General features: G+C 67.5%; 13 protein-coding genes. 1 reads left to right on the top strand and 12 read right to left on the bottom strand.

Going from position 1 to position 13,020, the window contains the following annotated elements:
- Window positions 1–11 precede the first annotated feature (11 nt).
- The 11 genes from EBN1_RS11145 to EBN1_RS11195 all read right to left on the bottom strand — a co-directional run bounded on the left by EBN1_RS11145 (window position 12) and on the right by EBN1_RS11195 (window position 8,581).
- Window positions 12–971, bottom strand: coding sequence for a prenyltransferase (locus tag EBN1_RS11145; protein ID WP_011238057.1), 960 nt, complete (start codon window positions 969–971; stop codon window positions 12–14).
- Window positions 968–2,422, bottom strand: a complete 1,455-nt coding sequence (rng, locus tag EBN1_RS11150; protein ID WP_011238058.1) for a ribonuclease G — start codon at window positions 2,420–2,422, stop codon at window positions 968–970. Before rng ends, EBN1_RS11145 begins: the two co-directional genes overlap by 4 nt.
- Before the next feature lie 93 nt (window positions 2,423–2,515).
- On the bottom strand, window positions 2,516–3,136 hold the full coding sequence (locus EBN1_RS11155) for a Maf family protein (protein WP_011238059.1): 621 nt from the start codon (window positions 3,134–3,136) through the stop codon (window positions 2,516–2,518).
- A gap of 86 nt (window positions 3,137–3,222) precedes the next feature.
- Window positions 3,223–3,693 (bottom strand): 23S rRNA (pseudouridine(1915)-N(3))-methyltransferase RlmH, encoded by a 471-nt coding sequence (gene rlmH, locus EBN1_RS11160; RefSeq protein ID WP_011238060.1) that lies wholly within the window; start codon window positions 3,691–3,693, stop codon window positions 3,223–3,225.
- A 49-nt stretch (window positions 3,694–3,742) separates the two neighbouring features.
- Complete coding sequence (gene rsfS, locus EBN1_RS11165) at window positions 3,743–4,114, bottom strand: ribosome silencing factor (protein WP_011238061.1); 372 nt, start codon at window positions 4,112–4,114, stop codon at window positions 3,743–3,745.
- Window positions 4,114–4,797, bottom strand: coding sequence for a nicotinate-nucleotide adenylyltransferase (gene nadD, locus EBN1_RS11170; protein WP_041646234.1), 684 nt, complete (start codon window positions 4,795–4,797; stop codon window positions 4,114–4,116). The genes rsfS and nadD overlap by 1 nt, the downstream gene beginning before the upstream one ends.
- On the bottom strand, window positions 4,778–5,554 hold the full coding sequence (locus EBN1_RS11175; RefSeq protein WP_011238063.1) for a BPSS1780 family membrane protein: 777 nt from the start codon (window positions 5,552–5,554) through the stop codon (window positions 4,778–4,780). The genes nadD and EBN1_RS11175 overlap by 20 nt, the downstream gene beginning before the upstream one ends.
- 5 nt (window positions 5,555–5,559) lie before the next feature.
- Window positions 5,560–6,387 (bottom strand): DUF2189 domain-containing protein, encoded by an 828-nt coding sequence (locus EBN1_RS11180; protein ID WP_049780257.1) that lies wholly within the window; start codon window positions 6,385–6,387, stop codon window positions 5,560–5,562.
- Between the two features lie 3 nt (window positions 6,388–6,390).
- Entirely contained in the window at window positions 6,391–7,332 is a 942-nt protein-coding gene (locus tag EBN1_RS11185; protein WP_011238065.1) for a homoserine kinase, read from the bottom strand.
- 33 nt (window positions 7,333–7,365) lie between these two features.
- A complete protein-coding gene (locus tag EBN1_RS11190; RefSeq protein WP_011238066.1) occupies window positions 7,366–7,692 on the bottom strand; it encodes a DUF2782 domain-containing protein in 327 nt (108 codons plus the stop codon).
- 163 nt (window positions 7,693–7,855) lie between these two features.
- Window positions 7,856–8,581: an LOG family protein gene (locus tag EBN1_RS11195; RefSeq protein ID WP_041646236.1), complete on the bottom strand. Its 726-nt coding sequence runs from the start codon at window positions 8,579–8,581 to the stop codon at window positions 7,856–7,858.
- 90 nt (window positions 8,582–8,671) lie between these two features.
- Between EBN1_RS11195 and polA the strand changes: the two genes are divergently transcribed.
- Window positions 8,672–11,398, top strand: coding sequence for a DNA polymerase I (gene polA, locus EBN1_RS11200; protein WP_011238068.1), 2,727 nt, complete (start codon window positions 8,672–8,674; stop codon window positions 11,396–11,398).
- 30 nt (window positions 11,399–11,428) lie between these two features.
- On the opposite strand, the gene EBN1_RS11205 is transcribed toward polA, so the two are convergent.
- Window positions 11,429–12,856 (bottom strand): alanine/glycine:cation symporter family protein, encoded by a 1,428-nt coding sequence (locus EBN1_RS11205; protein WP_011238069.1) that lies wholly within the window; start codon window positions 12,854–12,856, stop codon window positions 11,429–11,431.
- Window positions 12,857–13,020 lie beyond the last annotated feature (164 nt).

A 13,020-nucleotide genomic window follows, 5' to 3' on the forward strand; every position in this document is an offset into this window, starting at 1 on the left:
GTTGTACCCGGTCAGCCGCGGGCGCCGAACGCGAGCGTTGCGGCGAGTACCAGGCCGTGCAGGTTCGTCGCGGCAATCGTCAGCCTGATCGCCGGGGCGAGTGCGCCAGGCTCTGCAGCGTGCTCGCGCAGCAGCCGCGCGGCGTTCAGCGACAGTACGAGCGTCAGGGCTGCGGCCGCGCACGCCTGGGGCAGGTTGTTGCGCCCGATCTGCAGCACGAGCCAGCCGTAGGCGACCAGCGCGATGGCGAAATAGCCCCATTTCGCGGTGTCGGCGCCGAGGCGCACGACGAGCGTGCGCTTGCCTGCTGCGGCGTCTGCGGCGCAGTCGGGGAACTGGTTGATGTAGAGGAGGTTCGCGACCAGCAGCGCGAACGACACGCCGGCCGCGACCGGCGTCCAGGCGAACGCGCCGCGCTGGACGAAATCGGCGCCGACCACGACGAGCAGCCAGCACGCCGCGACGGCGAATTCGCCCACTCCGCGGCTCGCGAGCTTGAGCGGCGGCGCCGAATACGCCCAGCCGAGCACAAGTCCGGCCAATCCGATCGCAATCAGGCCGGCGCCCGCGCCGAGCGCGAGCCACAGTCCGGGCGGGATCACCAGTGCGAACAGCGCGTAGCCGAATGCCGCTGTCTCGCGCAGCGTGAGCACGCCGTTCTGGATGAAGCGGCTGCCGCCGGTGAACGGATAGATGCGCTCCGAGTTCGCCGCGTCGGCGCCGGTGACCGCGTCGTGATAGTCGTTGAGCACGTTCGCGCCGGCATGCGCGAGCAGCGCGAACAGCACCGTGACCACTGCGCGCAGCCCATCCAGCGCGACGCCGTCGGCATGCGCCGCGGCAAGCCCGATCAGGCAACCGGCGAGCGTGACGCTGAGGAAGGCCGGGCGCGTCGCCGCGAAGTAGCGCCGCAGTGCGCTCGCGTAGCGTTGCGGTGTCGGCTCGGCGGCCGGAGGCGCAGCACGACTCACAGCAGCACGATGTCGAACTGTTCCTGAGAGTAGCTCGCTTCCGGATGCAGCGAGATCTGCTTGCCGATGAAGTCCGACAGCATCGCGAGCGACTGGGATTCCTCGTCGAGGAAGAGGTCGATGACGTTCGGTGCGGCGAGCACGCGGAACTCGCGCGCGTTGAATTGGCGCGCCTCGCGCAGCAGTTCGCGCAGGATTTCATAGCACACGGTGCGCGCGGTCTTGACTTCGCCGCGGCCGTCGCAGGTCGGGCAGGGTTCGCACAGGAGATGGGCGAGCGACTCGCGTGTGCGCTTTCTCGTCATTTCGACGAGGCCGAGCGCGGTGAAGCCGTTTACCGTCATCTTGGTGTGGTCGCGCGCGAGCGCCTTCTGGAACTCGTCGAGCACCATGTCGCGATGCTCGACGTTTTCCATGTCGATGAAGTCGATGATGATGATGCCGCCGAGGTTTCGCAGGCGCAGCTGGCGGGCGATCGTCTGCGCCGCCTCGAGGTTGGTCTTGAAGATCGTGTCGTCGAAGTTGCGCGCGCCGACGAAACCGCCGGTGTTGACGTCGATGGTCGTCATCGCTTCGGTCTGGTCGATGATGAGGTAGCCGCCGGACTTGAGACTGACCCGCCGCGCAAGCGCTTTCTGGATCTCGTCCTCGACGTTGTGCAGGTCGAACAGCGGCCGCTCGCCGCTGTAGTGCTCGAGCAGCGGCAGCACCTTGGGGCTGTACTCGGCGGCGAAAGCGGTGAGTTTCTGGTGGTTCTCGCGCGAATCGACGAGGATGCGCGAAGTGTCGTCATCGACGAGGTCGCGCAGCACGCGCTGGCCGAGGCCGAGGTCTTCGTACAGCAGGCTCGGCGGAAAACGCCCGGTCGCGCTGTTGCGGATCTCGCTCCACAGCTTGCGCAGGTACCCGATGTCGGCACCGAGTTCGTCGTCGGAAGCCGATTCGGCCATCGTGCGGACAATGAAGCCGCCGGCTTCGTCCGCCGGCACGAGTCGCGTCAGGCGCTCGCGCAGCGCCTCGCGCTCGGATTCGTCCTCGATGCGCTGCGAGATGCCGATGTGCTTTTCCTGCGGCAGGTACACGAGCAACCGCCCGGCGATGCTGATCTGCGTCGACAGGCGCGCGCCTTTGGTGCCGATCGGGTCCTTCAGCACCTGTACCGTAAGGTTCTGACCTTCGGCGAGGATGCGCTCGATCGGCCGCCCGGCGTCGCCGTTGTGGCGATCGCTCCAGATGTCGGCGACATGAAGAAAGGCGGTGCGCTCGAGGCCGATGTCGATGAACGCGGACTGCATGCCGGGCAGCACCCGCACGACCCGGCCGAGGTAGATGTTGCCGACGATGCCGCGGCTGGCAGTGCGCTCGACGTGCAGTTCCTGAACGACGCCCTGCTCGACGATCGCGACGCGCGTCTCCTGCGGCGTGAAGTTGATGAGAAATTCGATGCTCATTGGGAAAACCGGTAATGGGGAATGCGCAATCGATGATCGCAGCGTCATCGATTGCGCATTGCCCATCGCGCCCCGCAGGCGAGCCGCCGGCGGCTACAAAGGATAGCCGAAGCTTTCGAGCAGCTGGGCGGTTTCGAACAGCGGCAGGCCCATGATTCCAGTGTAGCTGCCGCGGATCTCCTCGATGAACAGCGCCGCCCGCCCCTGGATGCCGTATGCGCCGGCCTTGTCCATGGGTTCGCCGGTGGCGACGTAGTGGCGTATCTCGTCGTCGTCGAGGGGACGAAAACGCACTTCGCTGATGCTCGTCCGGCTGCGCGTGCGACTGCCGTCGCTCAGCGCGACCGCGGTCAGCACACGGTGCGTGCGTCCCGACAGCTGGTGCAGGATCGCCGCGGCGTCGGAGGCGTCCACCGGTTTACCGATGATTTGGCCCTCCAGCTCGAGCGTCGTGTCGGCGCCCAGGACGGCGTGATGCGGCAGCGAACGCCATTGCAGGCGCCGACATCCCGCTTCGGCCTTGGTCAGCGCGAGGCGCTCGACGTAACGTTCGACGGGCTCGCCGGGGTGCGGGGTTTCGTCGACATCCGCGTCCTTGCCGCGCTCGCCGCCGCGAAACGCCAACAGCTCGAATTGAACACCGATCTGGCGCAGCAGTTCGCGCCGGCGCGGGCTGCGCGATGCAAGGTAGATACGGGCTTGAATGGGCTTCATTGGTGTCGGAGCGCCGGGTATATGCAGGTGGGCGGAAATTCTACCGCGCGCAGCCCCGCCGGGCGGCGCGGCAATCGTTCACGCGGCTACTCGCGATGATAGGGATGGTTCTTCAGCACGCTCCACGCGCGATACAAGGCTTCGGCAAGGAGCGGGCGGACCAGCGCATGCGGAAGCGTCAGGCTCGACAGACGCAGGCGTTCGTGCGCCGTCGCCTTCAACGCGGGCGACAATCCGTCCGGGCCGCCGACGATCAGCGTGACGTCCTCGCCGCCGGCCTGCCAGGCTTCGAGGCGGCGTGCGAGTGCCATCGTCGTCAGGTCGGCGCCGTGCTCGTCGAGGATCACGCGCCGGCAGCGCGCCGGCAGCGCCGCTTCGATGCGTGTCGCTTCGGCCGCCATCATCGCCTCGACGGTCTTGCCGGTCGTGCGCGGCTCGGCCTTCACTTCGACGAGCTGCAGCGGCAATTCGCGCGGCATCCGTCGCGCGAACTCGCCGAAACCGGCCTCGACCCACGCCGGCATGCGCGTGCCGACGGCGACGATCAGCAACTTCATCGGCGACGGCAGCTGCGCCAGGCGGTGGCGTCGCGCCGCGGCCCGCAGTTCATTCGGACGCCAAGTGCGCCGTGCCCGCGGCGACGCGCGAGCGTTTCGGCGTCGTCGCCCACAGTTCCTCGAGGTTGTAGAAGTCGCGGGTAGCCGGCTGCATGATATGCACGACGATGTCGCCGAGATCGACCAGCACCCATTCGCCGGTCTCCTCGCCTTCGACGCTGACGACGTGGCCGCCCGCTTCCCGGACCTTGTCCTGCACGTTGCGCGACAGCGCCCGTGTCTGCCGGTTCGAGTCGCCGCTGGCGACGACGATGCGGTCGAACAGCGACGTGAGCTTGGTGGTGTTGATGACCTCGATGTCCTTGGCCTTGATGTCCTCGAGGGCGTCGACGACGGTTTTCTGCAGTTTGCGTATGTCCATCAGCTTCCGTGATAAAGGTGGTGTCGCTCGATGTAGTTGAGGACCGGATCGGGCAACAGATAGCGGGCACTGCGTCCCGCCTGGATCAGGCCGCGCACTTGCGATGCAGAGATCGCGAGCGGCGTCATGTCGAAGGGAACGATCCGGCCGGCGGGTGATTCGCGCACGGCTCCCGGATCGTTGCTCATGTGATCGCTGCACACGGCGTCGAGTTCCGGCGACAGTGCGCCCGACTTGCGATCGTCGTGCGGCGCATAGCCCGGGCGGTTCGCCACGGCGACATGCGCGAGTTGCAGGATGTCGCGCCAGCGGTGCCAGGTCGGCAGGCCCTGGAACGCATCGGCGCCGAGGATCAGCACCAGCGGGCGCCGTGCGCCGAGTGCCGCGCGCAGGCGCTCGAGCGTTAGCGCGGTGTAGCTCTTGCCTTGCGCAAACACTTCGCCGTCATCGACCATGAAGGCCGGATTGCGGGCCGTCGCCAGCCGCACCATCGCCAGCCGGTCGGCGGCGCGGGAACGCGGCGCGCCGCGGTGAGGGGGGTCGCCGGCAGGAACGAAGCTGACCTGGCTGAGCCGCAATGTTTCGTGCGCCTCCTGCGCGAGGCGCAGGTGACCGATGTGGATCGGGTCGAAGGTGCCGCCGAAGATGCCGAGCGGCCCGGACTCAGGGTTCGCGGCGCTCATCGAGGGCGTCACGGAAGACGTCGCGCGCGTTGGCGTAGAAGCTCGCGAACACGATCGGGATCAGCAGTACCGGCAGCGGCACCGAAAACAGCGTCGCGAGCGTCGGCGAGACGAGCCCCAGCATGCCGATGACGAGGCCCGGCAGGAGCACGCAGAAGATCATCAGCGCGACCGAATAGGCGAGGAACGGGCGCCAGTTGCGCAGGCACGCGATGAAGCTGAAGAACATCGCTTTCTGCGGCGCAATGTTCCACCAGCCGGCGAGGATCGGCGCGAACCAGTAGGCCATCATCACCGGCGTCGACAATGCGATCGCGATCAGCAGCGCGGACGTGAAGCCGGGCGCGTCGGCCGCCGCTTCCGGATCGACTTTCTCGCCGCCGGTCATGATCTGCAGCAGCGTGCCGCCATCGGCGAGCGAGGTCAGGAACAGCACCAGCAGGCTGCCGGCGAGGTACAGCGCGCCGATCGTGACGAGCCCGCGCAGGTTCTGCTGGAAGCCGGAGAACAGCACGTCCGGCCCGGCCTTGCGGCCCTCGTCGATCTCGCGGCAGGTGTTGAGCACGCCCAGCGAGAACACCGGCATCAGCAGCGATGCGAGCGGCTGGCCGATCAGCGGCACGACGCTGAGCACAACCAGCATCAGCAGGTAGCCGAGCGAAGCGAAGGTCAGCAGCGCCGGGTTGCGGCGCCAGATCACGAGGCCTTCGCCGAGCCAGGCGAAGCCGCGGGCGAGCGGCAGTTGTCGTACTTGCATGCGGTCTATGACTCGTGGTCGGTGTCGGACGCCGGAGCGGGGGCCAGCGCCGAAGCGGGTGGGGCGGGCAGCGGCAGCGCGGGGCGCTCGGCGAACGTGTCCTGCCAGGCGGCGTAGAGCGCACCGGCGAGCACCGGGACGAGGACCAGCATGCCCAGTCCGGCGGGAAGCATCGCGACCCACGTCAGGACGTACAGGATGACGCCGAGGATGATGAAAGTCAGCATGTTGGACAGGCACGCCTGCGCCGACAGCTTCATCGCGTCGAGCGGCGACACGTCCTGCAGCATCACCAGCGCTGGCGCGAACCACAGCGCCATCACGAGCAGCACCCACAGCACGGTGAACACGACGACCGCCAGCATCATGCCGCCGGCGGCCAGCCCCATCCCGGCGAATGCGCCGACGAGCATGCCGGTGAGCGCCGCGCTGCCGCCGACGGCCGCCGCGATCAGCGCCGCGAGCAGCGCGCCGAACAGGTGGAATGCGCCGATCATCAGCAGGTTGCCGGCGTGACGGCGCAGCCCGTCGAAGAGATGGTCGATGCGCAGAGGCTGGCCGCGGTCCACCGCCTGCGCCCCGGCGAGCATGCCGGCGACCAGCACCGGGAAGGCCAGCGGCGCCACTGCCCAGCCGAGGAACGGCACGAAGCCGAGCGCGCTGAGGATGACGATCAGGATCACGGTCTGGATCATCCATACGCCGGGTCGCGCGGTGAACATTCGCCAGCCGGCGGCAAGCCACTGCAGGGTCTGTCCCGGCGCGACGTGGCTCGGTTCGGGTAGCGGATGGCGTCGCCGCGAAGCGCCGGCGCCGGGATGCGGATCGGTCATCGTTCAGACAGGGAGGGAGTGGGGGGCGGCAATGTGCCGCCGCAGGATGTCGCGGTACTCGGCAGGCGGCTTGACGAGCACCATTTCGCCCGCTTTCGGCAGATGGAAGTCCTCGGCGCGCGACAGCCAGAACCGCAGCGCTGCGCCGCGCAGCATCGCCGGCCACGCGTCGCGCTCCGCGGCTTCGAACGGGCGCTCGGCGTGGTAGGCGGCGAGCAGCGCTTCGGCGCGGGACGGGTCGAGTTCGCCGCCAGGCGTTGTGCACCAGTCATTGACGGTGACGGCGACGTCGAACAGCAGCGCGTCATGGCCGGCGAAATAGAAATCGATGACGCCGCCGATCAGGCCGTCGTCCCACAGCACGTTGTCGCGGAAGAGATCGGCGTGGATCACGCCCTGCGGCAGGCGGTCGTCCGCGACGCCCTCCTGGAATGCGAGTTCGGCGTCGAGCAGCGCCTGCTCGTCGGCCGGCAGGAACGGACGCACGCGTGCCGCCGCAACATCGCGCCAGGCTGCGCCGCGCGGGTTGTCCTGCCTGCGGCCGTACGAAAGGCCCGCCAGGTGCAGCCCGGCGAGCATCGCGCCGACGCGGGCGCAGTGGTCCGCGCCGGGCGTCATCTCGGAATGCCCGGAGAGCCTTCTCACGAGCGCGGCCGGACGGCCGCTGAGGGTGCCGAGGTATTCGTTGTCGCGGTCGGCGATCGGCGCCGGCACCGGCAGGCCGTGACGCGCGAGGTGGGCCATCAGGTGCAGGTAGAACGGCAGCTCGGCGCGCGGGATACCCTCGAACAGCGTCAGCACGTAGCGGCCGAGCGTCGTCGTGACGAAGAAGTTGCTGTTCTGCACGCCCGCCGAGATGCCCTGCAGCCCGACCAGCCGGCCGACCGCATAGCGGCCGAGCCACGGGGACAGCTCCTCGGTCGAGACGGGAGTGAAGACGGACATGGGCTGGTCGCGGCCCGGTTCAGCGGACGGGCGTCACCAGGACTTGATGACCCACATCGGCACCGACAGCGTCGGCATGACGTCCTGGCGCGCCATGACGCCGTTGCCTTCGTGGTCGACGAGGTAGTAGGGCACGCCGTGCGGCGGCGTCACCTTGACCATATAGAGCCGGCCGCGGATGCGGTATTCCTGCACCGTGTCTTCGCCACGCTTGAGGATGGTGACTTCCGGTTCGAGCGATTCGTCGCTCATGCCCGGCGGAATCGGTGGCGGTTCGGGAATCGGTTCGAGTTGCGGCGGCCGCTGGGCGGCAACCGGGGCGGCGACGGCCATCAGCAGGACGATCAGGGTGCGGCGCATGGAGCTCTCCTTGGATGACGACGATTCTAGCAGAGGCGCGCCGAAACGCCCGTCGCCAAAGGCGCTCGCGCCGGCGAAGGGTTCGCAGGGCATGCCGAAGGCAAGAGCCGGCGGCGCCGGCACGGGATTCCGTCGTCACCCGTCTGCCCGGGCGGAAGGACGGTCACAGGTTCAGCATCAGCTCGTGCTCTTCGGGCAGCGGCAGGAAGCCGCGGGTTTCGTAATGCTTGAAGATCGCCTCGACGACGTCTTCGGGCTTGTCGATCAGCTGGATGAGGTCGAGGTCCGCCGGGTTGATCATGCGTTCGGCAATGAGGCGGTCGCGGAACCAGTCGAGCAACCCTCTCCAGAACGGTTCATGAACGAGGATGATCGGGATGTTGCGGCTTTTTCCCGTCTGGATCAGCGTCATCGCTTCCATCAGCTCGTCGAGCGTGCCGAAGCCGCCGGGCAGCACGACGTAGGCCGAGGCGAACTTGACGAACATGAACTTGCGCGCGAAGAAGTGCTGGAAAGTCTGCGAGATGTCCTGGTACGGATTCGCCGCCTGTTCCAGCGGCAGCTGGATGTTGAGCCCGATCGACGGGCTCTTGCCGAAATACGCGCCCTTGTTCGCTGCTTCCATGATGCCCGGGCCGCCCCCGGAGATCACCGCGAAGCCCGCGTCCGACAGCAGCCGGCTGATGCGCTCGGTGAGCATGTAGTACATGTGGTCGGGCGGCGTGCGCGCGCTGCCGAAGATCGACACCGCCGGGCGGATCGCGTTGAGGCGTTCGGTCGCCTCGACGAACTCTGCCATAATTCCGAAGATTCGCCACGACTCGCGCGCATTGAAGCGCGGGACTGTGCTGCTCGGGGCACTGATGGGGATTTTTTCTTTCGCCGTCATGTTGTTCTCGATTCTCGTCTCACGGGATTTGCCCGGGTATCGGTTTGATTCCCGCCGCATCGGCCCCGTTCTCCGAAGGATGTTTTTCCGATGCCCGTCCTGCTGCTCGTCGATGGTTCCAGCTATCTTTACCGCGCGTTCCATGCCTTGCCGGACCTGCGGACGTCGAAAGGGGAGCCGACGGGGGCGATTCGGGGTGTGCTGTCGATGCTACGTCGCCTCGAAAGCGACTACAAGGCGGAGTTCCGCGCCTGCGTGTTCGATGCGAAAGGCAAGACTTTCCGCGACGACTGGTATCCGCAATACAAGGCGAACCGGCCGTCGATGCCGGACGACCTGCGCGCCCAGGTCGGACCGCTGCACGAGGCGGTCAAGGCCGAAGGCTGGCCGCTGCTGTGCGTCGACGGCGTCGAGGCGGACGACGTCATCGGCACGCTGACGCGCCGCGCCCTCGAGCGCGGCTGGGAAGTCGTGATCTCGACCGGTGACAAGGATCTCACGCAGCTCGTGCGCCCCGGCGTGCGCTGGGTCAATACGATGAGCGACGAAGTGCTCGACGAAGCTGGCGTCGCCGCGAAGTTCGGCGTGCCTCCGGCGCTCATCGTGGACTACCTCGCGCTCGTCGGCGACACCGTCGACAACGTCCCCGGTGTCGAGAAATGCGGCCCGAAGACGGCAGTGAAATGGCTCACCGAATACGGCACGCTCGACAACCTCGTCGCGAACGCGGACAAGGTCGGCGGCAAGGTCGGCGAGAACCTCAGGAAGCATCTCGAATTCCTGCCGCTCGGCAAGCGGCTCGTGACCGTCGCGACCGACCTCGCGCTGCCGATCCAGCTGGAGGACCTGCCGGCGCGCGACGACGACAAGGCCGCACTGCGCGCGCTGTACGAGCGCTTCGAATTCCGCGGCTGGCTGCAGGCGATCGACGATGCCGCGAAGTCGGACGCTGGTGTCGATTTCGCGGGAAAAAACGATGGCCTGTCTCCGGTTTCCGAGCCCGGCGCGCATCGCGCCGGCTACGAAAGCATCCTCGACTGGTCGACGTTCGACCGCTGGCTGGCGAAGCTCGAAGCCGCCGACCTCGTCGCATTCGACACCGAGACGACCAGCCTCGACCAGATGGCCGCCAAGCTCGTCGGCATGTCGTTCGCGATCGTCGAGGGCGAGGCCGCGTACCTGCCGCTCGCGCACATCTATCCGGCGGCGCCGGCGCAGCTGCCGCTCGCCGAAGTGCTCGCGAAGCTCAAGCCGTGGCTCGAGTCCGACGCGCACCCGAAGCTCGGCCAGAACCTCAAGTACGACGCCCACGTGCTGGCGAACCACGGCCTGCGGCTCGGCGGCATCGCGCACGACACGCTGCTGCAGTCGTACGTGCTCGAGAGCGACAGGCCGCACGACATGGATTCGCTGGCGAAGCGCCACCTCGGCATCGACACGATTCCCTACACTGCGGTGTGCGGCAAGGGCGTCGGCCAGATCTGCTTCGACCAGGTCGCGATCGAGCGTGCGACCGAATATGCCGCCGAGGACGCCGACATCACGTTGCGGCTGCATCGCAAGCTGTGGCCGCAGCTGGAGGCGGCGCCTGCGCTCGCCGCGCTGTACCGCGACATCGAAATGCCGGCGATGGCCGTGCTGTTCGACATGGAGCGCACCGGTGTGCTGATCGACGCGTTCCTGCTCGCACAGCAGAGCGAGGAGCTCGGCCGCCGGCTGATGACGCTCGAGCGCGAGGCGCACGATCTCGCCGGCCAGCCGTTCAACCTCGGCTCGCCGAAACAGCTCGGCGAGATCCTGTTCGGCAAGCTCGGGCTGCCGGTCGTCAAGAAGACTGCCACCGGCCAGCCGTCGACCGACGAGGAAGTGCTCGCCCAGCTCGCCGACGACTACCCGTTGCCGAAGCTGCTGCTCGAGCACCGGGGACTGTCGAAGCTGAAAAGCACTTACACCGACAAGCTGCCGCGCATGGTCAATGCGAAGACCGGCCGCGTGCACACGAGCTTCTCGCAGGCCGTCGCGGTCACCGGCCGGCTTGCGAGCTCGGAACCGAACCTGCAGAACATCCCGATCCGCACTGCGGAAGGACGCCGCATCCGCGCTGCGTTCATCGCGCCGCGCGACCACGTGATCGTGTCGGCCGACTATTCGCAGATCGAGCTGCGCATCATGGCGCACCTGTCGAGCGATGCACGGCTGCTGCAGTCGTTCGCCGAAGGGGAGGACGTGCACCGCGCGACCGCCGCGGAGATTTTCGGCATGACGCCCGGCGAGGTCACGAGCGAGCAGCGCCGCTACGCGAAAGTCATCAACTTCGGCCTGATCTACGGCATGAGCGCGCACGGGCTGGCGAAGAACCTGGGTCTCGAACGCGCCGCGGCCGCGGCCTACATCGACCGCTACTTCGCGCGCTACCCCGGCGTTGCCGCGTACATGGAACGGACCCGCAGCGAAGCGCGGGCGCGCGGCTACGTCGAGACGGTGTACGGACGACGGCTCTATCTGCCGGAGATCCGCGCGAGCCAGGCAGGGCGGCGACAGGCCGCCGAGCGCGCCGCGATCAACGCGCCGATGCAGGGCACGGCCGCCGACCTGATCAAGAAGGCGATGATCGCGACGCGGCGCTGGCTGGCCGACGCCGCGCTGCGTTCGCGGCTCGTGCTGCAGGTGCATGACGAACTCGTGCTCGAAGTGCCGCGCGACGAGCTTGAAACGGTCAGGGCGACGCTGCCCGGTCTGATGACCGGTATCGCCGACCTGTCGGTGCCGCTGCTCGTCGAAGTCGGCCACGGCGAGAACTGGGACGAGGCGCACTGAAGGCGGTCTGTTTCCGCGGTTTTCGGTGCGTCACTTCTTCCAGTAGTCGGCGTTGCGGATGCCGAGCTTTTCAGGGTCGAACGTCGGATCGAGGCCTGCCTTTTTCTGCCGCTCGTAGTCGCGCAGCGCGACGAGCGCCGGCTTCTGCAGGATCAGGATCGCGATGATGTTGAGCCACGCCATGACGCCGACGCCGATGTCGCCGAGATCCCAAGCCGCGCTCGCCGTCCTGACCGCGCCGTACGTGACTGCGCACAGCATCAGCAGCCGCAGCGCGAACACCAGCCATGGACGGTGCGCCTTGCGGTTGATGTACGTGAGGTTGGTCTCGGCGATGTAGTAGTACGCGACGATCGTCGTGAACGCGAACAGCGCCAGCGCCAGCGCGACGAAAATGCTGCCGAAGCCGGGCATCACCGATTCGACCGCCGCCTGCGTGTAGCCCGGGCCGGCCTCGACCCCCGGCAGCGCATTGACGAGCATCGAGCCGTCCGGATGCCTGACGTTGTACATCCCCGTTGCGAGCAGCATGAACGCGGTCGCCGAGCACACCAGCCACGTGTCGATATACACCGAGAACGCCTGCACGTAGCCCTGCTTCGCCGGGTGCGCGACTTCCGCCGCCGCCGCCGCGTGCGCACCCGAGCCCTGGCCGGCCTCGTTCGAATACACGCCGCGTTTGACGCCCCATTGCACCGCGAGGCCGAGCACCGCGCCGAAGCCTGCTTCGAGCCCGAACGCGCTCGCGAAGATCAGCCGGAACATCTCCGGCACGCGGTCGACATTGAGCAGCACGATCACGAGCGCGACCAGGACGTACGCCAGCGCCATGAACGGCACGACGAATTCGGCGAAATGCGCGATCCGCTTGACGCCGCCGAAGATGATGAAGCCGAGCGTGATGACGATCAGCGCCGCCGTCACCGCCGGCGCGATGCCCCACGCGGTGGTCAGGCCGGAGGCGATGCTGTTGGCCTGCACGCCGGGCAGCAGCACGCCCATCGCGATCACGGTGGCAACGGCGAAGATCCACGCATACCAGCGCTGGCCCATTGCCTTCTCGATGTAGTACGCGGGGCCGCCGCGGTACTGGCCGTTGTCGTCCTTTTCCTTGTAGATCTGCGCGAGCGTCGACTCGACGTATGCGGTCGACGCGCCGAGGAACGCGACCATCCACATCCAGAACACCGCGCCCGGCCCGCCAAACGTGATTGCGGTCGCGACGCCGGCAATGTTGCCGGTGCCGACGCGCCCGGACAGCGCGATCGCGAGCGCCTGGAACGACGACACGCCGGCGTCCGAACTTTTGCCCTGGAACATCAATCGGATCATCTCGCCGACGCTGCGCACCTGCATGAAGCGCGTGCGGATCGAGAAATACAGGCCGACGCCGAGGCACAGGTACACGAGCGCCGGGCTCCAGACGTAGCTGTTGATCGTGGATATCAGGCCGTCCATGGTTTTCCCTCGCCGTTCGGTGCGGTGCGGTGCGGTGCCGGTGCCGGTGCGGGGGATTATCACGGCAACGGACGCACAAGCCAATTTGATGCCCCCTGAACGGCGCGGGGACCGTCGGCTTCGGCGATTGGCGCCGGGAAGGTATACTCCTGCGCTTTCCGGCT

Source organism: Aromatoleum aromaticum EbN1 (genome assembly GCF_000025965.1).
Lineage (GTDB): Bacteria > Pseudomonadota > Gammaproteobacteria > Burkholderiales > Rhodocyclaceae > Aromatoleum > Aromatoleum aromaticum.